At 47.5% G+C, this 21,810-nt stretch carries 17 protein-coding genes; 9 read left to right on the plus strand and 8 right to left on the minus strand.

What is annotated here, in order from left to right; translation table 11 throughout:
* Nucleotides 1-39: 39 nt before the first annotated feature.
* The 4 genes from IQ257_RS22830 to IQ257_RS22845 form a co-directional block, all read right to left on the minus strand.
* The gene (locus IQ257_RS22830; protein ID WP_193882563.1) at nt 40-405 is read right to left on the minus strand and encodes a thioredoxin family protein; all 366 of its coding nucleotides are present in this window, start codon (nt 403-405) and stop codon (nt 40-42) included.
* Between the two features lie 228 nt (nt 406-633).
* Nucleotides 634-1,407: a PspA/IM30 family protein gene (locus tag IQ257_RS22835; RefSeq protein WP_193882560.1), complete on the minus strand. Its 774-nt coding sequence runs from the start codon at nt 1,405-1,407 to the stop codon at nt 634-636.
* Between the two features lie 243 nt (nt 1,408-1,650).
* The gene (locus IQ257_RS22840) at nt 1,651-2,412 is read right to left on the minus strand and encodes a PspA/IM30 family protein (protein WP_193882559.1); all 762 of its coding nucleotides are present in this window, start codon (nt 2,410-2,412) and stop codon (nt 1,651-1,653) included.
* A gap of 101 nt (nt 2,413-2,513) precedes the next feature.
* Nucleotides 2,514-3,923: an SPOR domain-containing protein gene (locus tag IQ257_RS22845; protein ID WP_193933247.1), complete on the minus strand. Its 1,410-nt coding sequence runs from the start codon at nt 3,921-3,923 to the stop codon at nt 2,514-2,516.
* Nucleotides 3,924-4,168: 245 nt separating this feature from the next.
* Here IQ257_RS22845 and IQ257_RS22850 point away from each other — a divergent pair, with 245 nt between their 5' ends.
* The gene (locus tag IQ257_RS22850) at nt 4,169-4,732 is read left to right on the plus strand and encodes a DciA family protein (RefSeq protein ID WP_193878087.1); all 564 of its coding nucleotides are present in this window, start codon (nt 4,169-4,171) and stop codon (nt 4,730-4,732) included.
* 309 nt (nt 4,733-5,041) lie between these two features.
* Nucleotides 5,042-5,353, plus strand: coding sequence for a hypothetical protein (locus IQ257_RS22855; RefSeq protein ID WP_193878086.1), 312 nt, complete (start codon nt 5,042-5,044; stop codon nt 5,351-5,353).
* Nucleotides 5,354-5,661: 308 nt separating this feature from the next.
* On the opposite strand, the gene menB is transcribed toward IQ257_RS22855, so the two are convergent.
* The 3 genes from menB to yidD all read right to left on the minus strand — a co-directional run bounded on the left by menB (nt 5,662) and on the right by yidD (nt 7,505).
* Entirely contained in the window at nt 5,662-6,495 is an 834-nt protein-coding gene (menB, locus tag IQ257_RS22860) for a 1,4-dihydroxy-2-naphthoyl-CoA synthase (protein WP_193878084.1), read from the minus strand.
* A gap of 177 nt (nt 6,496-6,672) precedes the next feature.
* Entirely contained in the window at nt 6,673-7,167 is a 495-nt protein-coding gene (locus IQ257_RS22865; protein ID WP_193878082.1) for a DUF427 domain-containing protein, read from the minus strand.
* 47 nt (nt 7,168-7,214) lie between these two features.
* Nucleotides 7,215-7,505, minus strand: a complete 291-nt coding sequence (yidD, locus tag IQ257_RS22870; protein WP_193878080.1) for a membrane protein insertion efficiency factor YidD — start codon at nt 7,503-7,505, stop codon at nt 7,215-7,217.
* Nucleotides 7,506-7,702: 197 nt separating this feature from the next.
* Between yidD and IQ257_RS22875 the strand changes: the two genes are divergently transcribed.
* The 3 genes from IQ257_RS22875 (at nt 7,703) to cobJ (ending at nt 15,064) form a co-directional block, all read left to right on the plus strand.
* A complete protein-coding gene (locus IQ257_RS22875) occupies nt 7,703-10,183 on the plus strand; it encodes a CHAT domain-containing protein (protein WP_228060945.1) in 2,481 nt (826 codons plus the stop codon).
* A 438-nt stretch (nt 10,184-10,621) separates the two neighbouring features.
* Nucleotides 10,622-12,859 (plus strand): amino acid permease, encoded by a 2,238-nt coding sequence (locus IQ257_RS22880; protein ID WP_193878076.1) that lies wholly within the window; start codon nt 10,622-10,624, stop codon nt 12,857-12,859.
* 204 nt (nt 12,860-13,063) lie between these two features.
* Nucleotides 13,064-15,064 (plus strand): precorrin-3B C(17)-methyltransferase, encoded by a 2,001-nt coding sequence (gene cobJ, locus IQ257_RS22885; protein ID WP_193878074.1) that lies wholly within the window; start codon nt 13,064-13,066, stop codon nt 15,062-15,064.
* Nucleotides 15,065-15,184: 120 nt separating this feature from the next.
* On the opposite strand, the gene IQ257_RS22890 is transcribed toward cobJ, so the two are convergent.
* On the minus strand, nt 15,185-15,667 hold the full coding sequence (locus IQ257_RS22890; RefSeq protein ID WP_193878072.1) for a GNAT family N-acetyltransferase: 483 nt from the start codon (nt 15,665-15,667) through the stop codon (nt 15,185-15,187).
* A gap of 155 nt (nt 15,668-15,822) precedes the next feature.
* On the opposite strand from IQ257_RS22890, the gene IQ257_RS22895 reads away from it, so the two are divergent.
* The 4 genes from IQ257_RS22895 (at nt 15,823) to IQ257_RS22910 (ending at nt 21,788) form a co-directional block, all read left to right on the plus strand.
* Entirely contained in the window at nt 15,823-16,974 is a 1,152-nt protein-coding gene (locus IQ257_RS22895) for an NAD-dependent epimerase/dehydratase family protein (RefSeq protein WP_193878070.1), read from the plus strand.
* Between the two features lie 71 nt (nt 16,975-17,045).
* A complete protein-coding gene (locus tag IQ257_RS22900) occupies nt 17,046-17,357 on the plus strand; it encodes a hypothetical protein (protein ID WP_193878068.1) in 312 nt (103 codons plus the stop codon).
* A 30-nt stretch (nt 17,358-17,387) separates the two neighbouring features.
* On the plus strand, nt 17,388-18,521 hold the full coding sequence (locus IQ257_RS22905) for a glycosyltransferase (RefSeq protein WP_193878067.1): 1,134 nt from the start codon (nt 17,388-17,390) through the stop codon (nt 18,519-18,521).
* Between the two features lie 672 nt (nt 18,522-19,193).
* On the plus strand, nt 19,194-21,788 hold the full coding sequence (locus tag IQ257_RS22910; RefSeq protein ID WP_193878065.1) for an adenylate/guanylate cyclase domain-containing protein: 2,595 nt from the start codon (nt 19,194-19,196) through the stop codon (nt 21,786-21,788).
* Nucleotides 21,789-21,810: the final 22 nt, after the last annotated feature.

Genomic DNA, 21,810 nt, shown 5'->3' on the forward strand with positions numbered 1-21,810 from the left:
CATCCCCCTCATCCCCCCCATCTCCCTCATCTTCTTTAACTAGAGGTGACTATCTAACATCGACAGTAGCGTCTGCTTACCGATAGCTCCCTCGTGGGATTGAATCACCTCACCCTCCTTAAACAGAATGAGTGAGGGGACGCCTTCAACGTGATATTGCTTCACAGTGACTGGATTGGGATCGATTTCCATCTTGACTACTTTCAGGCGATCGCTATAATTTTCAGCAGCCCAATCTATTGATGGAGATACCAAGCGGCAAGGTCCACACCAACTTGCCCACAGATATACCAGCACGGACTGTTCGGCTTTCAATACTTCGGTTTCAAACTCGTTATCTGTAATTTCAATTACCTTTTTCACAACACCCTCCTTCAAGGCAATAGCTCCTGATTTAACGCTCATCCTCTGTCTGCCCTCCAGTTGCTGGGGACTCGACTGGCAAAGGGACAAGTATTTCCTTCACAATTGGTACAGTAGATCAGTCTAACGCTTTACCCGTCTGATAAAACCAATCAAGACCCGGATAGACTCTCTCCCCTTTTCTCCAAACAAACGTATCAGTTGGATTGTATGTTGAGTTGCCTACCAAGGTCTTTGATTGCAAAAAGCGCTGTCAACAAGTGTTGACATTTACAAATTGTCAATTTGCTTGCGTAGCGCTTCCAATTCGTCGTCAACCTCTGCCTTGGCTGAGGGAGATGTTTGCTGCTCTGATGCTGCTTCCAAAGCTGGCTGTGAAACAGAACCACCTGTCAACTGCGCTTTCATTGCAGCTAACTCATCATCAACATCACTGCCAGACTCTAGGGCAGCAAATTGACTGTCTAAGTCGGCACCACTAAGCTCATGGGCAGCTTGAGAGCGAGCTTCTAGCTCCAGCACTTTATCCTCCATCCGCTCGAAAGCCCCCATTGCCGAGCTAGTACCCAGCCGCCCAATTGTGCTTTGCAACTGCTCGTTTGCCTTGGCAGCACTTACCCGTGCCTTGAGCATATCTTTCTTCGTCTTGGCTTCAGAAATTTTGCTTTCTAAGGCAATCAGGTTGCGCTTGAGGGTGTCTACCTGAGTGCTTTGCTGATCCAGTTGAGTTTTTAGGGTAGCCGCTGTTTCAGCGGTTGTCTTCTTGCGAGTCAGTGCCTCGCGTGCTAAGGTTTCATCCCCTTTTTGCAGCGCAAGTTGAGCGCGTTGCTGCCAGTTATTGGCTTCTGACTGGTTTTTGTTATACTGCTGCTCCGTGCGCTTTTGAGTTGCGATTGCCCTGGCAACAGCTTGACGCAACTGTACCAGGTCTTCCTGCATATCAATAATGGCTTGTTCCAGAATCTTTTCTGGATCTTCAGCCTTGCTAACCATATCGTTCAGATTGGCTCTGACGACTCTGCTAAGGCGATCAAATAATCCCATGACGCTGTTTATCCTCTCGGAATGTATAAAGTGGGCATTAAGCAGGCTCAAAGTAGTAGAGCCAGCAAAAGAGGGGTGTCGAGGCTGATAGTTAGGCTCTCCTGTCTTATGTCTAAAAGTCTAAAGCGCTTCTTCGACTCACTCAAAACACTCATCCTCAAGCCAATAAAACAGGATACTTTTAATCCAGTGTAGAAACTTCCAAGCCAAAATTGCTATATAATCACCCCGTTCAAGAAACCTTTAAGAGTTCTCAAGTTCGGAGCGGAGTTTTTCGAGTTCTCCGTCAGTTTCCATAGTTTCGGCAGATGTTGCCTGATTAGACGGTAATTTGGGTGATTCGGTGCCTGCACTCAAGCTAGCTTTCATTGCTGCCAACTCAGCATCAATTTCACCGCCACTTTCAAGAGTGGCAAATCGCTGATCCAATTCATTGCCTGAGAGTTCTGCCATTGCCTGGGATTGAGCTTCAAGCTGTAGCACCTTGTCTTCCATCTTCTCAAAGGTACTCAAAGCGCTGCCAGTATTCATATTGCCTAGCATCTCGTTAATTTTTTGGGATGCCTGAGCAGAGCGAGCTCTAGCAATGTACAAGTCTTTTTTAGTTTTCGCTTCCGATATTTTACTCTCCAGCGTCCGCATATCTTTTTTGAGCTTAGTAACAATCTCATTTTGCTGGGTTAGCTGGCTGGTAAGGGCTTTTGCCGTCTCTTGATAAGATTTTCGCCGCGTCAGGGCTTCCCGCGCCAAGGTGTCATCTCCTTTGGAGAGGGCTAGCTGGGCGCGGTTATACCACTCATTCGCCGTGGTTTCAGATTGAGACGCTTGTCGCTCGGTGCGTTTTTGGGAAGCGATCGCTTGAGCTACAGCCTGACGCATCTGAATCAGATTCTGCTGCATCTCATCTACAGCTTGTTCAAGAATTTTTTCTGGATCTTCGGCTTGTCCAATCAGGCTGTTAAGGTTAGCACGAATTACTCGCCAGATGCGATCGATCAATCCCATAGCAGCTCTCCATTCACATTGCGGGTCACGGGAAACTCTAACATCATGGTATATCAGAGTCCTTAGTCTTTTGTCCTTCGTCCTTTGTGAAAAACTAATGACTAGGGACGATAAACTGATGCAGAAATTCCCTGCTTCTGGAGTTGCTCGACTAGAGTTTTCGCTTCAGACTCAAGTTTGAAGGCTCCTACTTGAATCCGCCTACCTTGCGGGAAGTTCTCCACGTAGGCATCTGGCGCGATCGCCTGTGTTTGTTCTAAAGTGCGATCGCTGTCATAGTTAACCAGCACGTAATAGAAATTACCGAGGGGAGTAACGGCTGCTTTTGTTGGTGACGGGTTCGGGCTAGGTTTAGGGGTTTGAGACTGCTTCTGTTGAGTTGAATCTGGACTAGAATTGCTCGTATTTGGTTTGGGTTGTGCTGGTGTAGAGTTTGGTGCCGCAGGCGATACGGCTGCTGGCGGTAGGGATGGTGCCAAAAGTGCCGACGGTAAACTTGAAGCACCTCCGGGAAGTACTGGAGGTGGGAAAGCCGATTGAGGTGCGGGTTGGGCGGCTTCGGGGTTAGGCAGGTTGGGGATAGGGGCTATCAATGAGGGAACGGGGCTGGGTGTTGAACTGGCTTGTAGGCGACTTAGGGTATCTAAATTCACTTCTGGAAATTCATCAGCAGCCAGGTTTGGCCCGTTGACGATAGATTGCTCATTTTCTGAATTGGCGTTTGCTGTTTCTACTTGTTCCTCTGAGTTGGGTTGAGAACCAAGCCAACGATCAAAACCGAGGCTGCTGCGAGTGGATGGATTCATGAGAATGTAGCTCAATGTAGCGCTTGAGAGCAGCAACAGCAACATTGAGCCGATTCCCAGTGGAGTGAAGATTCTATCAGCAAAACGCTTGTGAGATTTTGTTTCTGGCTCTTGTTCTTCTAGACTCCGCAGCAATTTTTCTGATGATTCTAGATAATCTTCGGGCTGGGCTTGAGCGGCACTAGGGGTAACCAAATCGCCTCCCGCTTCATGGGGTTGCTCAGACGGGATTGGTGGTTCGCCTACTGTTTTCTCACTAGGAGAATACTCGGTTGCCTCATCAGGGGTGGAAAGCGCAACAAGTGCGCGATCCACTTCAGAGACAGCGGCTCGGAGAGCGTCAGAGGAATCTGTTTGAGTCGTGATTTCGCTGTCTACTTTTTTGGAAGCATCAGCATTGGGTTTGGTACTGAACGATACTCCATTAACTGGAGTCTTTGAGGTTGCAGTAGCTATCTTAGTAACACCTGATTGAGCTGTCTCTCCTAACCGCTCAACGGATATTAACTCAACGGGTTTCTGGGTTTTGTGACGACTGAAACCTCGGGGAGGCATTACCGGACGTCCAGCTCGTTGGCGTCGGTAGCGGGCTAATTCTTCTTCAATTTGCACGTCTAAGCTGCCCAAGGCTGCCTGCAAAGCTGGATTAATTGGGGGCTTGGCAGAGGAGCGATTTGGGGATTCAACGGAGGTATTCTGGCTCATGAGGAGGGCTTATGTGGGAATTCAAACGTTAAAAGGGGGAAAGCAAATGGAAGCACCTGTTTTGGCTATTCTATTCAATGAGCGGCAAAAGTCCAACAACTTCCCCAGCCTCATCAGGGGTTGCTCTAGAGACTCTGGCTGTCAGTGTAATACAGGCTTTCTAGTTTTAATAGATTGAGCGAGAACAGATTCTGATCCTTCGATACCCTTGAATTAGGATGGCTATATGGGGATGTACCGGATAGATGCTTAAATCGCTCAATCATATCTTGCTTGGTGCCTTTGAGAATCAGCCGCAGTGGAAAGCTCAACAGCAGTTACAACAAATACTTGAGTGTTGGCTTCAAGTTGTGGGAGTTACAGACGGGCAACAGACACGACCGCATTCCATCGTTAGAGATACCCTTTATGTTGCCACGTCTAGCTCCGTTTGGGTTCAAGACTTGCAATTGAAGCGTCATTTTATTTTGAAACAGATCAATGCCAGGTTGTCCAGCCCGTTAACGGGCATTCGCTTTTCTACAGCTTACTGGCATCGAGACGATCCAGCGCCCTCCTCTACGTCTACATCCTCGCAAGAGCATCCCAGTCATTGGACTGAGCCCACCTCCACCTCTATGTCTTCAGTCAGTCAACCCCCTAATCCCCAAACCCCTCACTTGGCATTTCAGCAATGGGCTGAGGGCATACAGGCGCGATCGAAACAGTTCCCTCTTTGTCCGCAATGTCACTGTCCAACACCTCCCGGAGAACTCCAGCGCTGGCGTGTCTGTGGTTTGTGTGCTGCCAAGCAGTGGCGGCAACCCTAGCCAAGCCAACTTACCCCTCAGAGAACTAATTGGACTGCGTGAATGAGTCATTTGACAGTAGAATTCTGGGTTCAACCTCCGTCTATAGAACTATATTTCCCGTTCGTGTTTCACTTGATCCCCATCTCGTTTAACAAAAAAACCATCCATTTATCGGCTCAACCGCTCATTTGTTTTTTTTCTTAATAAATAATGTATCTGTATATAAACTAATTATAAAGAAAATATAAAATAACCCTAGTTTTTCCTAAAAAGTCAGGAAAATTTGAAAGTGACATACACCACTACTTACTCCTGGAAATAACTCCAATGAAGACAGTGAATTGCCCAACTTCTGCTTGCCAGTTTTGCGTATATTACCAGCTAGAAGGACGGCGCGGGGGTATGTGCCAGCAACTTGGCGTACCAGTAAAAGCGGGTTGGAAAGCGTGCTCTTTAGCTCTTCCTCCTTTTGCACCGTCTTGGGAAAGTCTTGAACAGATATGGCAGGATCGTAAACTGACATTTAAACCAAATAAACTAGCTGTAAATTGCTTACAAGAGCCTTCTCAGCCCACCCATGCTGTTGAAAAAAGCTCATCGCTCCCTGAAATTTTGACAGATGAAGTGGCTGTCGTATAAGTTTCCCTTTAACCCTCGGCTAGATGGGCAGTCTATAGTGTGTTGCTTACTGCCTCTGTCATCGATATAATTGAATGAATAGATGATGAACAACACTTAATAGTGAATAGTGAACTTTAGATTTTTGAGATTGCGACTTAGTTAATAAAACCTTAGTTTTCGAGAGAAGAAATTTAAATCAACCGATTGTATTAAAATCAAAATTCTTTACAAAGAAGGGGTGTAGGGGAGCGGAGGAGATGGGAGAGAAGAATTACTCCCTTGTCCCCTTGTCCCCTTGTCCCCTTGTCTCCCCTTCCCGTCCTACTCTAGGGCAACCAAGGATACTGCCGAAAATCCGGTGAGCGTTTTTCTAAGAACGCTTGTTTTCCTTCCGCCCCTTCCTCAGTCATGTAGTAGAGTAAGGTGGCATTCCCCGCCAATTCCTGCAAACCAGCTTGACCATCGCAGTCAGCATTAAAAGCGGCTTTCAGGCAACGGATAGCAATGGGGCTTTTTTCTAAAATTTCCTTCGCCCACTCAATTCCCTCCGTTTCCAACTGCTCTACAGGTACGACGCAGTTGACTAAACCCATCTCCAGTGCCTCTTGTGCTGTATATTTGCGGCAGAGAAACCAAATTTCTCGCGCTTTTTTTTGACCGACAATCCGAGCTAGATAGCTAGCACCAAACCCGCCATCGAAACTGCCGACTTTGGGTCCCGTTTGACCGAAAATGGCGTTATCAGCCGCAATAGTCAAGTCACAAATGATGTGCAGGACGTGTCCACCACCAATTGCATAACCTGCAACCAAGGCGATTATCACCTTGGGCATTGAGCGAATAAGGCGTTGCAAATCGAGGACATTTAAGCGGGGAACCCCATCATCACCGACATATCCAGCGTTACCGCGCACGCTTTGGTCGCCTCCTGAACAGAAGGCGTATTTGCCATCGGTATGAGGTCCAGCGCCTGTAAGCAGAATAACGCCAATACTTTGGTCTTCACGGGCATCACAGAAGGCGTCATAAAGCTCAAATACCGTTTTAGGACGAAAGGCATTGCGTTTCTGGGGGCGGTTGATGGTAATTTTGGCAATACCGTCGGTTTTGTGATACAGGATATCTTCGTAGGTTTTGGCGGTTTGCCAATTGATTTGCATAGTTGTCTACTCAGTGTTCTAAATACTCCACGTATTACTTTGAGCATGAGTTGGAGTATTTTTCACCTAAGTTGCGCCCATTCGTGCCCCATACCTTTCTCCTATTGGGGAGCAGGGACGAGGAGTAACACTTCAAGAATTCCTTTGTCCCCTTGTCCCCTTGTCTCCTTGTCCCCTTCACCAACCCCAAGTTCCCACTCCGCCCTTAAAGGGACCGACAATATCCTTCGTAATCCAACCCCCGTAAAAATTTCCTGGTTGCGGCTGCACTTTTTCCCCATCAACATAGCAAGCATCCATCAGATGGGGATAGAAGGCGATATAGTCTTTGAGCGCGGCAAAGTTTGATGTGGGGTTGGGATAAGCCCAAGCTGCATTAGTCACTTGTTTGTCACTTGCCACGACGGTATAGTAAAGCGCCTTCCCCTTCCACTCACAAAATGACCCTTGAGTAGTTCTTGACAAATAGTCCATTTTAATATCCTCAGGCGGAATGTAATAGACAGGTGGATGACTGGTTTCTAACACTCGCTTGGCATGGTGAGTATCGGCAATGGTGATACCATTAAAGATGACTTGGATGTGCTTGGGCGAGTCCTCTAAACGAGGTGGACGGGGATAATCCCAAACAGATTCTTGACTGGGTTCGGGTTCAATACGGCGAATGTTCACGCTTCAGCCCTCTTAATGTTGCATCATGTTGCATCACAACTGCTATTTTAAAGGGGCAGGCAACAGGGGATAACGATACATCCAGAACTGGAATTTTTGGATTGAAGCATTTGGCTAGCAGCAGCGCAAGCTTTGAACCGATGCCGAGATAGCTGAATCACTGACATTAACTGTTCCTCACCGAGTAGATGCTTGATGTACATTGAGCAAGACTCACCACCCTGTGCCATTCGATGAGGACAAGCAAAGCCTTTCCGGGGTGAAATATAAGTCTGATAGAGTGCGATCGCATCTATGGCAATTTGGCGAACGTGTGGTTCAACTGAGATACTCGTCACCGCTCGAATTCCTTAACGATTATCGTGACATCATATCCAAAGCCAAATCGCCTTATCTCTATCAAAAGATATAGCCAGTTTATTGGCGGTACTGCTCTGTAAGATGTGCAAGGCTCATTTAGATGTATAAATATATAAAAAATCGTTTCAAGAGACGTAATAAGAGTTGGCGCTCTTTCTTAGGCTTAGTCTTATTAATGTTTTTATTAGTGACAACGGTTGTTCCTGTTACTGCTCAGACTAGTCCTTCTCTTCTATTGCAAGGACAAACCTACTATGACGCTGGACGTTTTGCTGATGCAGCGATCGCTTGGGCTAAAGCTGCACAGGATTACGAACAAAAAGGCGATCGCTTCAAGCAGGCAGTGAGTTTAAATTATCTGTCCTTAGCCTATCAAGACTTGGGACAATGGAAAGACGCGGAAGCCTCTATCAATCAAAGCCTCACCTTACTAGAAACTCAATCCAATGCAGGTATCCTGGCACAAGCGCTCAATACCCAAGGAAATCTGCAATTAGCAACTGGACAACCGGAAGCGGCTTTTAAAACTTGGCAAGTAGCCGAAACAGCTTATAAACGAGCCGATGATGAAATGGGGGTATTGGGAAGCAAAATCAATCAGGCTCAGGCATTACAAAGCTTGGGAATGTTTAGGCGATCGCAAAGCCTCCTAGAACAGGTACAGCAGACGCTCAATACCCAACCCAACTCCTTAGTAAAAGCTACAGGATTACGCAGTCTAGGACTTGTCTGGCAGACTGTTGGTGATCTCGAAGAATCTCAAAACGCCCTCGAAGAAAGTTTAGCTGTTGCCCGAACCCTTAATTCTGCCCCAGACATTAGTGCTGCCCTGTTTAGTCTCGGCAATACTGCACGAGGCTTAGGAGAGATGACCCTAGCATTACAGTACTATCAACAGGCGACAGAAACAGCAACCAGTCCCCTCAGCCAACTGGAAGCGCAACTGAATCAATTCAATCTTCTGATTCATCTGCAACAGTTTTCAGACGCCCAATTACTACTACCATCTATTCAGGCAAATCTTTCCCCTCTTCCTCCTAGTCGAGATGCCATCTATACCCAAGTTAATTTGGCAGCAAGTCTCATGCAGCTTGTGCAAGTTCAGAAAGCCAACACAGCCAAACTTGCCAATAATCGAGATATTGCCCAACTCTTAGCCAAAGCCATCCAAGACTCAAAAACAGTAAAGGACATAAGAGCAGAATCCTTCGCCCTCGGCACTTTGGGGAAATTGTACGAGCAAACTCAGCAATTAGACGACGCTAAAACCTTAATTCAGCAAGCCCTAATCCTTTCACAGCGGATTAATGCCACAGATATTTCTTACCAATGGCAATGGCAACTGGCACGAGTGCTGACTCAACAAGGCGATATGCAAGAGGCTATTGCCGCGAATCAAAAAGCTGTTGATATTGTGCGATCGCTACGTGGCGATTTAGTAGCGATGAACTCCGATATCCGGTTCTCCTTCCAAGAGGAAATCGAACCCATTTATCGTCACCTTGTCAACCTTTTGTTGAAATCTCCTTCTCAAGACAACCTCAAGCAAGCGCGAAATGTGATTGAATCCCTACAGTTAGCCGAACTCGAAAACTTTTTCCGCACATCCTGCCTAGAGGTCAAATCAGAGCAAATCGACACCGTAATTGAGAAAGACGACCCAACGGCGGCTGTTATTTATCCAATTATATTACCAGACCGTTTAGCCGTTATTCTCTCTCTGCCGGGAGAACCCTTAAGCCAATACACCACTCCCTTATCTCAAACGGCAGTTGAAGAAGCCGTTAACCAGATGCAAAAGACACTCCACCGAGTTATACCCAGCAAAGAGCGGCTCAGGGTTTCCCAAACCATTTATAATTGGCTGATTCAACCTGTAGAAGCTCAGTTGGCTGAAGGCAATATCAAAACATTAGTCTTTGTACTTGATGGTGTGTTACGGAATGTACCCATTGCTGCCCTCTACGACGGTCAACAGTATCTAGTTGAAAAGTATAGTATCGTCTTAACGCCAGGGTTGCAATTGCTAGAACCGCGATCGCTCAAAAACATCCAACTCCAAGCCTTAACTGGAGGCTTAAGCGAAGCGCGTCAGGGTTTTTCAGCCTTACCAGGTGTCGAGCAAGAAGTCAACGACATTAGTAAAACTATCCAATCCCAAGTTTTGTTCAATGAAACCTTTACCCTTGCAGCCTTAGAACATCAGATTAAAACCCTGCCGGTTGCCATTGTTCACCTTGCCACCCATGGACAGTTTAGTTCTAATCCCGAAGATACTTTTCTCCTCACCTGGGATGAACGCCTGAGTGCAGATACCTTATCTGAATTACTTCAAGTTAAAGAACAACGGAATGCCGAACCCATTGAACTTCTTGTTCTGAGTGCTTGCCAAAGTGCCACTGGAGACAAGCGAGCCGCTCTAGGATTAGCCGGATTAGCCGTGCGTTCTGGTGCTCGCAGTACTGTCGCTACTCTATGGTCTGTCAATGATGAATCTACTGCCAAGGCAATGGTAGAGTTTTACCGCCACCTGATCCAATCCGATGGCAACCGCGCTGAAGCACTCCGTCAAGCTCAGTTATTCCTGCTTAAACAAGAACAATACGAGCATCCCTATTACTGGGCACCCTTTGTGTTGATTGGTAATTGGCTCTAAGTTCCGTCTTCGTTGATCGTTCATGAATTGAGTTAAAAATTATTAAGGGAATATCCTCTGTTAGCAAGGGTTAAATTTTAAGTATTGACAAAAAGCACTAATTCTGAATAAACAAATATTTGTAGCACACAATACATTTTTTATTCAATTGAAAGACAGATTTACCAAAGAAGCACTCAGTTGTGGACTCCGATTCTAGAGACTTGCTTGTAAAATCGTCTCTGGTCATTCACGGAATTGCTAGCTAAATTAACGGACACGGGTATTCAAGTTCGATCAATTCCCACCACTAACCCGAAAGGGTAGAGTGGAACGTTTTTTAGGGGTGCCGGATCTAGACATTTAACGGTCTTTTTGATTCCTGTTAAGAAGAGAAAGGTCTATCGTCCTCTCAGAACAGGATTCTTTGTACTGAAACTGAAAGCTTAGGTGCTCACCATGAAATTTCTATTCCGCCCCCGTTTGCAGTCTTCTACCCCCAGTCCGCCCTCATCTGGGACGGGTTTGGGAACCTTTGGGGGTGTTTACACACCATCACTTCTCACCATCCTGGGTGTAATCATGTACCTGCGGTTTGGGTGGGTGGTTGGCAATGTCGGTTTGATTGGCACCTTAATTATTGTCACACTCTCAACCGCTATTACCCTTCTCACCTCCCTCTCAATCTGCGCGATCTCGACCGATCGGGTGGTTCGTGCTGGAGGTGCCTATTACATGATTAGCCGCTCCCTTGGTATCGAGACTGGGGGGGCAGTGGGTATTCCCTTATACTTTGCCCAAGCCCTCTCCGTTGCCCTATACACCATTGGTTTTGCTGAAAGTCTTGCCTTGAACTTTCAAGGGTTAGATCAGCGCCTGGTGGCACTAATTACGACTGTACTAGTTGCTATTCTGGCAATCACATCTGCTCAAATTGCAATTAAAGCCCAATACTTCATCATGGCAGCGATCGCCATATCGCTGATCTGCTTAGTCTTCGGTTCCCCCATCGAAAACACTCAAATTGAGATGTGGGGAGCCAAACCCGAAAATTCCGAACCCTTTTGGCAAGTCTTTGCTGTATTCTTTCCGGCTGTCACGGGCATTATGGCAGGGGTGAATATGTCGGGAGACTTGCGCAATCCTAGCCGCTCGATTCCCATTGGGACGCTGGCAGCCGTTGGCACCAGTTATATCGTTTATATGCTACTCCCGGTAATCCTGGCGATGCGGGCAGATGCTCTAACTTTAATTGAAGACCCCTTGGTGATGAAGCGGATTTCAACATGGGGATTTTCTATCTTGCTAGGGGTATGGGGAGCTACCCTCTCTAGTGCCATCGGTAGCATTCTAGGCGCTCCTCGGGTCATGCAAGCCCTTGCCCGCGATGGCATTTTACCCCGATGGTTACGGTTTTTGGGTACGGGTTCGGGTTCAGAGGATGAACCGCGTATTGCGACGGTGGTAACTCTGGGGCTGGTATTAATAGCTGTGGGGGTTGGGGATCTTGACCTAATTGCACCTGTTTTGAGTATGTTTTTTCTCACCACCTATCTGGTGTTGAATATAGCCGCAGGGATTGAGAGCTTTTTACGAAGTCCGTCCTTCCGTCCCTCTTTTCGCGTTCACTGGCTCCTATCGCTGCTAGGTGCTCTTGGCTGCTTGGGGGTGATGTTCTTAATTAATGCTGTCGCCACGGTTATGGCAGCCGTTATTGTTTTGAGCATCTATATTTGGCTAGAGCGTCGGGAGTTGCAAAGTGCTTGGGGAGATGTGCGGCAGGGTATTTGGATGGCACTGGTGCGAACGGGAATTCTGAGACTAGACTATACTCCCGATACGAAGAACTGGCGACCCCACATTTTAGTATTTTCTGGCGCACCAACCCGCCGCTGGCATTTGATCGAATTTGCAGCAAATCTCACCCACAACCGCAGCTTGTTTACAGTCGCTAGCGTACTGCCCAGTGGTTCCCGCGATCCAGCACAGCAATTGGAAATGGAAGCGACGATCCGCGATTATTTAGAGAAGCGGGGTATTCAAGGGTTGGTACGATTGGTGACAGCTCCCGACCCCTTTACGGGGGCAAAGCGGTTGGTAGAGGCTTACGGTATCGGCCCCCTAGTACCTAATACAATTTTGCTGGGGGATAGTGAGGAACCCACTCACCGGGAGAGCTATTGCCAGATGATTACCAGTCTCCATCAAGCGCGGCGCAATGTTGTTATCTTGCGCAATGCTGAGGAACGGGATTTTGGTCGTCGTATGCGGATCGATGTCTGGTGGGGGGGTTTGCAGGCAAATGGTGGGTTAATGTTAATTTTGGCTTACCTGCTGCGCACCAGTATCGAATGGCGGAGTGCTGAGATTAACCTAAAGCTGGTGGTGCCGAATGAGATGGCAGCTAAAGCGACACGCGCCAATTTAGAAGATTTAACTGGGCAACTGCGTATTGGGGCGCGATCGCAAGTGATTGTATCGAAGGGACAACCCTTTCCAGAAATCCTCCGCCGTTCTTCCCAAAGCGCAGATTTAGTTTTCCTGGGCATGGCGCAGCCTGGAGAAAAGTTCACGAGTTACTACGAAGGCTTACAGAAACTGACGGCGGGATTGCCGACTACAGTGATTGTCTTGGCTGAACCAGATTTTGCCTTCTCTGAGGTTCTTCAAGAAACTACAGCAGTGACGCGCAGTTAAAGGAGGAAATGGGTAGGACATAGCAATAGTGGCAACAACCCGTCAGTGGTTAAAACCCCTGTCTTATAGCTGGCATTCGTCTTGCATACGACTGGATAAGAGTTTTAGTCCATCTTAATGGACTTGAGTGGGTTTTCGGGTTTACTGACAATGGTGCAAGATGCGAGTAGACGAAAAATACATTAACTAAGATTAGAAGCGTCAATGATAGTACTCTGGCAAGAATTTCAGCCAATAGCTGCGATCGCAACCACCCCCACCGCTGTCCAAAAGCTGCAACCCCTTTGTCAAACAACAGGGGCTATTCTTTGGGTGCCAGAGTCTCTCAATCCCTTAGAAAACGTCCAAGTTTATCCAGGTTCTCTTAAATCCCACATCGCCTCCCTCTGGCACAATCACCGTGCCTTCATCTTTTGCCTAGCAACCGGTGCAGTTGTGCGCCTTATTGCCCCTCTCCTACAAGATAAATCCCACGATCCAGCGGTTATTGTTATCGATGAAAAAGGTCAGTTTGTTATTAGTTTATGCAGCGGACATCAAGGCAAAGCAGATCAACTCACAAGGTTAATTGCTATCCAACTCGGGGCAACCCCCGTTTTAACAGGCGCATCCAACGGATTAGGATTACCCGCAATCGATACCTTCGGTATTCCCTTCGGATGGCAGCGTGGTGAAGGAGATTGGACAGGGGTTAGTGCAGTAGTAGCGCGAAGCGAGCCCGTTCAACTTATTCAAGAAGTGGGTTCTACCCTATGGCAACAGCATCTTCCCCAAAGACATCCCTTTATATTTGAATTGGGGGTAACGGATGTAGCAGATACAGATAATTTAATAGCGGAAGGTAAATCTTGCGGACACACCAATAACCCATCCCCTACAAAATCTGTTGCCACACCCAAAGCCAGAGTTTGGATTAGTTTCACTCATCGTCGCTTTTCCCCAGATTCTGATATCCCCAAAGTCCAGTGGCATCCACGAGTATTGTGGGTAGGAATCGGATGCGAACGCGGTACATCTAGACAATTAATTGAAACTGCAATCGAGCAGGTTTGTAGGAGGTATCATTTAGCCCAAGGTGCGATCGCCGGAATTGCCACTATTGATATTAAAGCCGATGAAGTGGGGTTATTGGAATTATGTCGCGATCACAATTTACCCTTACGAACCTTTGCCTCTGAGGTTTTGCGTTCTGTGACAGTCCCCACCCCTTCGGCTGTTGTCGATCAAGAAGTGGGTACTCCTAGTGTTGCCGAAGCTGCTGCCCTTTGTGCGAGTTTACTGCCCTCAACTCCCTCTTATCAAGTAGGGGTGATTCAGTTTCCCGAAACCAGCCAGGGAATTGATTCCCTGACTGGTTCTCCCCTACTCGTTCCCAAACAAATTTTCAAGTCAGACAATGAACCAGGAGCGGTGACAGTTGCGATCGCCCTAGCTGAACAAGACTATACTGGACGAACTGGGCAATTATTACTGGTGGGTACAGGACCTGGACAGCTAAATCAGATGACGCCAGCAGCACAAACGGCGGTATCTGGTGCGGATGCGATTATTGGTTACTCGCTATATATTGATCTTATTAGTCCTATCCTGCATTCAGGGCAAATTATCGAGCGCCTACCTATTACCCAGGAACGCCAACGGGCGCAACGGGCGATTGAATTGGCGCAATGGGGTTTAACCGTAGCAGTGGTTTCCTCTGGTGACTGTGGCATTTATGGTATGGCGGGGTTAGTGCTAGAGGAACTTAAGGCACAGGGTTGGGATGGCAAAACACCAGGAGTGCAGGTATTCCCTGGTATTACAGCACTGCAATCGGCGGCGTCTCGTGTGGGTGCGCCGTTAATGCATGACTTTTGTGCGATTAGTTTGAGTGATTTGTTAACCCCTTGGGAGGTGATTAAAAAGCGGCTGGAAGCAGCAGCAGCGGCAGACTTTGTTATTGCATTATACAACCCGCGATCGCGCACCCGCACCGAACAACTTGCGATCGCTCATCAAATTTTCCTCAATTATCGCCCTCCTCATACCCCTGTTGCGATCGTGCGTTCTGCTTATCGAGAGGATGAACAAATTACTCTGACTAACCTTGACAAATTACTCAGTATACCCATTGATATGCTGACAACAGTGCTGATTGGTAATCAGAGTACTAGCCTTCATGGAGATTGGATGATTACACCACGGGGATATCTTGTGAATGAATGATGAATTCATGCCAATTCTGTCCATATTTGTCCCAAATATAGAGGTATAGCAGTGGACACATATCTTAGGACATATATGTCCTAACCGTCTTGGCAGTTGCTATACATTAAGTTTTCTTACCTACTCCCTACTCCCTACTCCCCACTCCCTGAACCCCAAAATTTCTACCGGAATTCTCAATACCTTTCTCCCCAAGAAAGACACCCCAAACTTAAATTTGAGCGATCGCGGCAACTCCTGCCAAGAAACTGGCACAAACCCAAACCGACTGAAAAACTGCGCCCGCCCCTTGCCCAAACATTCCAAATACAGAGGTTCAGTCGCCTGTGTAATCAGATGCTGCACCAGAAAACTGCCCAAACCGCGATCGCGCCACTTGGGTGCAACCACCAAACTCCCCAGTTCCTGTGCGCCATCAAAGTTCCGCAACTGCCCGCAGGCAACCAGATGCCCGTCACAGTCGATTACCCAAAATTGCTGCCATCGCAACTGGGTGGGATCGAGTTTTGCCCCCAGCACCAATTTCCAAATCGACCGGCTATCCTGAGCAGAGGCGCGGCGAAGAATACATTCGGATGGCAGCGATAGAGATAGCTTAGTCATAGTTTTCCGAGTAATTTAACCGCAGTAATCCCCATTTCCCGTTCCCTACTCCCTGCTCCCTTATCTGGAAAACAGAATTCAGTTTAATGGTTTGAGAGTACCCGAAACCTGGTAAATTTACCGAGTATCGGCAAGCGAAATTTTTACGGTTGAGTATGAAAGTCTTGGTTATTGGTGGCGATGGCTATTGCGGTTGGGCAACCGCCCTCCATCTTTCCAAAAAAGGGTACGAAGTCGGCATTATCGACAGCTTGGTGCGTCGTCACTGGGATCTGCAACTAGGCGTTGAAACCCTCACTCCGATTACACCGATTCAGCAACGCCTCCAGCGCTGGCGTGATCTGACTGGCAAATCCATTGACTTGTTCGTGGGGGATATTACCGATTACGATTTCCTCATTAAGTCCCTCCATCAGTTTGAACCCGAAGCCATCGTTCACTTTGGCGAACAGCGTTCTGCACCCTTCTCGATGATTGATCGAGAACACGCCGTTCTCACTCAGGTTAACAATGTTGTAGGCACGCTGAATCTCTTATATGCCATGCGGCAAGACTTCCCCGATTGCCATTTAGTCAAGTTGGGGACGATGGGCGAGTATGGAACGCCCAATATCGATATCGAAGAAGGCTACATCACGATTGAGCATAACGGACGCAAAGACACCCTACCCTATCCCAAACAACCGGGTAGCTTCTACCACCTCAGCAAAGTTCACGACAGTCACAATATCCACTTTGCTTGTCGGGTTTGGGGTTTACGGGCAACCGACTTGAATCAGGGGGTAGTCTACGGTGTCTTAACCGAAGAAACCGGCATGGATGAAATGCTGATTAACCGCTTAGACTACGATGGTGTCTTTGGGACAGCCCTCAACCGTTTCTGCATCCAAGCGGCAATCGGTCATCCCCTAACCGTTTATGGTAAAGGTGGACAGACTCGCGGCTTTTTGGATATTCGGGATACGGTAAGGTGTGTGGAATTAGCGATCGCAAACCCCGCTGATTCCGGTCAATTCCGCGTGTTCAACCAGTTCACCGAACTCTTCAGCGTAGGCGACTTAGCCGTGATGGTACAGAATGCCAGTACGAAGATGGGATTTGATGTGACTATCAATCATATCGATAACCCCAGAGTTGAACTCGAACAACATTACTTCTACGCCAAAAACACCAATCTGTTGAGTCTTGGTTTAGAACCTCACTACCTATCTGACTCCCTACTCGATTCCTTGTTGAACTTTGCGAGTAAGTATAAGAAGCGAGTCGATGAAAAGCAAATTCTACCCAAGGTGTCTTGGCGTCGATAAGTCTTTAAGCAAGAGGCAATAGGTAATAGCAATTCCTATTCCCTCTTGTCTTACTCTTTGAACATCCGGTCATGAACCTACGACAGGCGATTCTCTTACTTTTTATCGTGCTGCCAGGTTGTGCAGCTTCTGCTCTAAGTGCTTATTATCTGCTCCCAGAGTGGGTAGCACTTGAGCGTCACCATACCTATTACCAGAAGCTGTCCCAATCACCATCCTCAACCCTGCGGGATTTATCTATCGCCCAAGCAGCGGAAAATAGACACAGAATCAATTGCTTCGCCGAAGGCGTAGGAGTCTTGTTAGGTGGGGGAATTGCAGCGATTGGGATTCACGGAATCTGTACCTTACCCCAAAAAACCTCCCGAATTGATCGCAATTAGCAGATCCTACTCAGCACACCACCACAAACTATGCGAATTGCCTTATTTACCGAAACCTTTCTACCCAAAGTTGATGGCATTGTGACGCGACTGCGCCACACCGTCGAACATTTGCAGCGCAACGGCGACCAGGTAATGGTCGTATGTCCCGATGGCGGACTGAAAGACTATAAGGGAGCCAAAATTTACGGCGTTACTGGTTTCCCCCTGCCGTTGTACCCAGAACTCAAATTAGCACTGCCGCGACCCTCAATTGGTGTGGCGTTAGAAAAATTTAAGCCAGACTTAATTCATGTCGTCAACCCTGCGGTTTTGGGACTGGGTGGCTTGTATTATGCCAAAATAATGCAAGTTCCGTTGGTTGCATCATACCACACCCATCTACCCCAGTACCTCCAACACTACGGGTTGGGAATGCTCGAACCTGTAATGTGGGAATTAATTAAAGTTAGCCATAATCAAGCCCAGCTCAACCTTTGTACCTCAACCGCCATGGTAGAGGAATTGAGGGCAAAGGGTATCGAACGGTTAGACTTGTGGCAACGGGGAGTAGACACGGAAACCTTCCATCCCAGTTTGGCATCTGTAGAAATGCGATCGCACCTTTCCCAAGGACACCCCGAAAGTCCCCTACTTCTCTACGTCGGGCGTCTTTCTGCGGAAAAGGAAATCGAGCGTATCAAACCCGTACTTGAATCTATCCCTGATGCGCGTCTGGCGTTAGTCGGGGATGGGCCCCACCGCCTTGCCTTAGAAAAACACTTTGCCGGAACACCTACTCATTTCGTAGGCTATCTCACGGGTACAGATTTGGGTTCTGCCTTTGCCTCGTCGGATGCTTTTATCTTTCCCTCCCGCACGGAGACACTAGGATTAGTACTGCTAGAAGCCATGGCAGCAGGATGTCCGGTGGTAGCTGCCCGTTCAGGGGGTATCCCTGATATTGTCACCGATGGCGTCAATGGCTACCTATTTGAGCCCACGGATGAGGAAGGAGCGATCTCGGCAACCCAGCGCCTCCTTCAGGAGCAAAGGGAACGGGAAACCCTGCGGCAAAATGCCAGGGCGGAAGCTGAACGCTGGGGTTGGGCGGCTGCAACTCGTCAGTTGCAGAACTACTATAGGGCAGTTGTGATGTTTGAGTCTCTGTCACCAGCCGCTTGAAAAGAGGGAGCCTATGTAGGGGCATGGCATCTGATAGTTTTTGGAACTTCCAGACACGTTATTTATGCCGTGTTCCTACCGCGATATCAAAATAAAAAGAAAATATTTATATAAATTTTTATAACAAAATTTATATAAATCCAGATCAGCCCGTAGACACGAACAGACACTGAGTTGGAAGAAGAATAGTCAGAGCCAGAAGAAGCACCAACCCAACTCCTATAAGCCTTCTAGACTTCTAGTTCTCCCCGTCTGACTCCTGAACTTTAATGTTTAAAACAACCAATCTTGAGGAGAGTCCACCTTCTTAACTATTTTTTAGGTATTTTGATGGTTGTGTCCCCCTGAAGGAGCGGATACATTCGTAGATAGGTCGATTTTTTCTCACTTACTCGAAATTAACCCTTTATCGCTAGTCTGATTCTCTTTCGGTATGCGATCGCATTTTTGAGCAGTAGGGTGCAGGAGTTGCTTAAACGCTAAGTTCCTTCAATTTCACTCATTATATGTAAATTTTTGTAAAATGAACTTGAGTCAAACTGCCCCAGGAGGGAATAGCTTTTTTTCTTTAACAGCCTGTAATTTATATCTACCTACCCATCTGTAAAAGAGACGTGCATGAGAGCGCGTCTGCCAACCAGATTGTCAAGTAGCTTTTGAACCGCCATTGATATGACACTCTCCAATACGGGTAGCGTTCTCGCTACACTGACTCAGTTAACCCAATTCAATCGCACCAGCGTCCTAACTCATCGAGTTAAAGACCTATCCGTTCCCGAATTTATCTGCCTGCTGGACTTCATCACCGCTGAATTTCAGCAATTTTTGCGGGCGCTGGAAATGATTAATCACGAAGCTCTAGAAACCATGCTAGAGCAGGTGATGGAAGCCTTTACCCTAAAAATCGGTCAAATTCTGCAAGCTGACTGTACCACCATTTTCCTAGTGGACGCTGACAAAGGTCAGCTCTGGGCAAAAATTCCCCAAACAGATAACTACAGCGCCAGAGAACTGCGGATTCCCCTCTCCATGGGTCTAGCGGGTCATGTTGCCACCACGGGGGAATGCCTCAATATCCCAGATGCCTACAACCACCCCCTCTTTAACCAAGAAGTTGACGAACGCCCCGGTTATCATACCCATACCCTCCTGTGTATGCCGATTTTGAGCAGCAGCAAGCAGGTGGTTGCGGTGGTGCAACTGTTGAATAAAGCTGGAGGAGTACCGTTTGATAGCGACGACGAGCAGCGATTCCGGGATTTTGCCGCTTCAATTGGGATTATCTTAGAAACCTGCCAATCGTTCTATATGGCAGCTCGCAACCAGCGAGGCGCGGCAGCTTTGCTGAAGGCAACTCAGTCTCTCGGTCAGAGTTTAGATTTAGAAGCCACGCTCCGTTTAGTGATGGAGCAAGCCCGCGAATTGATGCAGGCTGACCGCTCGACCTTATTTATGCTCAGTAAAGACACGGGCGAGCTTTGGAGCAAAGTTGCCACAGCCGACGGCAAAACCTTCATGGAAATCCGCATTCCAGCTAATCGCGGTATTGCCGGTTACGTCGCGTCCACCGGTCAACTTCTGAATATCCCCGATGCTTATAAAGACCCCCGCTTCGATCCCAGTACAGATCAGAAAACCGGTTATGTAACCCGAAACATTCTTTGTATGCCGGTGTTTAATTCAGCCGGTGATTTGATTGGTGTTACTCAGCTTATTAACAAGCACCAAGGCAGTTTTACCAGTTCCGATGAAGAGTTCATGCGGGCGTTTAATATTCAAGCAGGGATTGCCCTGGAAAATGCCAAACTCTTTGAAAGCGTCCTAATTGAAAAGCAATATCAGAAGGATATTCTGCAAAGTCTCTCTGATGCTGTCATCTCTACCGATATGCAGGGGCGGATTGTCACCATTAATGATGCCGCCATGGCATTGCTGGGTTTTCCCCTAAAGCAACCCAACAGTCAAAATCGACTGTTGTGGGAGTACAAACTCACCGGTCGCTACGTCTGGGAGGTGGTGCCGATTGAAAACCTGCAAAGCCGATTACAAGATAGCCTGACGACTGGTACAAAGCATTACCTGCCCGAGCAAAGCTTAGTCGTTGGTCTATTTGAAAGTACTCTAGGGGAGCAAGGGATAACTCGCCATCCCCAATCCGCTGATGAAAATAAGTTCTATATCCTAGCAGTTCCCAAGAGTGATGAACCCGATGTTTATATTCCCTGGAATGAAGCACCTTGGGATTCCCGTTCCTCAACGTACCTTTCCAAGAACCAAATCCAGGAAATGGAACGCAGTCTCAACATGACGGTTAACCCCCTAACTAACCCAGAAGGAACGGTGCGGGGTGGTTTGGTGGTGTTAGAAGATATTAGCCGGGAGAAACGACTCAAGACTACCATGTATCGCTACATGACCCCAGGCGTTGCCGAGCAAGTGATGGCGTTGGGGGAAGATGCCCTGATGGTGGGCAGCAAGAAAGATGTCACTATTTTATTTTCCGATATCCGGGGCTACACGACCCTAACGGAGAATTTGGGAGCCTCTGAGGTAGTCTCGCTGCTGAACAAGTATTTTGAAACGATGGTGGAGGCAGTTTTCAACCACGAAGGCACGTTGGATAAGTTTATCGGAGATGCTTTGATGGCAGTGTTTGGAGCACCGCTGCCGTTAAAAGAAAATCATGCTTGGATGGCAGTGAAGGCGGCATTAGATATGCGCTGGCGCTTGGCAGAGTTCAACCAGCCCCGTTTGTTGAATAGGATGCCCTTAATTCATATCGGCATCGGTATTAGTTCGGGAGAGGTGGTTTCTGGTAATATTGGTTCCCATAAACGGATGGACTATACCGTAATTGGGGATGGAGTTAACCTCAGCGCTCGTTTAGAAAGTGTAACTAAAGAGTATGGCTGCGATATTATCTTGAGTGAGTTTACTTATAACTTGTGCCGCGATCGCATTTGGGTGCGAGAGTTAGATAAAATCCGGGTGAAGGGTAAATACCAAGCCGTTAGCATCTACGAGTTGATTGAAGATATTAACACGCCCCTCAACGACAAGACTAGAAAGTTTTTAGACCTTTATGCGGCAGGGCGTCAGGCTTATATCAACCGCGATTTTTCTAAAGCTATCACCTACTTTGAGGATGCACGTCAGTTCAAGCCAACGGATCAAGCTGTATTCATTCACTTAGAACGTTCTAAAAATTATCTGGAGAATCCACCGCCGGAGTATTGGGATGGGGTTCATACGATGACAACGAAGTGAGAGCTGGGGAGCTGGGGAGCTG

Origin of the sequence: Coleofasciculus sp. LEGE 07092, assembly GCF_015207375.1 — a bacterium.
In the GTDB taxonomy this organism is placed as follows: Bacteria; Cyanobacteriota; Cyanobacteriia; order Cyanobacteriales; family Coleofasciculaceae; genus LEGE-07092.

Coding starts and splice junctions, on each gene's coding strand:
- IQ257_RS22905 (WP_193878067.1), top strand. CDS start 17,388: ATGCGAATTGCCTTATTTACCGAAACCTTTCTACCCAAAGTTGATGGC.
- IQ257_RS22895 (WP_193878070.1), top strand. CDS start 15,823: ATGAAAGTCTTGGTTATTGGTGGCGATGGCTATTGCGGTTGGGCAACC.
- IQ257_RS22880 (WP_193878076.1), top strand. CDS start 10,622: ATGAAATTTCTATTCCGCCCCCGTTTGCAGTCTTCTACCCCCAGTCCG.
- IQ257_RS22840 (WP_193882559.1), bottom strand. CDS start 2,412: ATGGGATTGATCGATCGCATCTGGCGAGTAATTCGTGCTAACCTTAAC.
- IQ257_RS22850 (WP_193878087.1), top strand. CDS start 4,169: ATGCTTAAATCGCTCAATCATATCTTGCTTGGTGCCTTTGAGAATCAG.
- IQ257_RS22900 (WP_193878068.1), top strand. CDS start 17,046: ATGAACCTACGACAGGCGATTCTCTTACTTTTTATCGTGCTGCCAGGT.
- IQ257_RS22875 (WP_228060945.1), top strand. CDS start 7,703: ATGTTTTTATTAGTGACAACGGTTGTTCCTGTTACTGCTCAGACTAGT.
- IQ257_RS22910 (WP_193878065.1), top strand. CDS start 19,194: ATGACACTCTCCAATACGGGTAGCGTTCTCGCTACACTGACTCAGTTA.
- IQ257_RS22890 (WP_193878072.1), bottom strand. CDS start 15,667: ATGACTAAGCTATCTCTATCGCTGCCATCCGAATGTATTCTTCGCCGC.
- IQ257_RS22845 (WP_193933247.1), bottom strand. CDS start 3,923: ATGAGCCAGAATACCTCCGTTGAATCCCCAAATCGCTCCTCTGCCAAG.
- menB (WP_193878084.1), bottom strand. CDS start 6,495: ATGCAAATCAATTGGCAAACCGCCAAAACCTACGAAGATATCCTGTAT.
- cobJ (WP_193878074.1), top strand. CDS start 13,064: ATGATAGTACTCTGGCAAGAATTTCAGCCAATAGCTGCGATCGCAACC.
- IQ257_RS22830 (WP_193882563.1), bottom strand. CDS start 405: ATGAGCGTTAAATCAGGAGCTATTGCCTTGAAGGAGGGTGTTGTGAAA.
- IQ257_RS22835 (WP_193882560.1), bottom strand. CDS start 1,407: ATGGGATTATTTGATCGCCTTAGCAGAGTCGTCAGAGCCAATCTGAAC.
- IQ257_RS22855 (WP_193878086.1), top strand. CDS start 5,042: ATGAAGACAGTGAATTGCCCAACTTCTGCTTGCCAGTTTTGCGTATAT.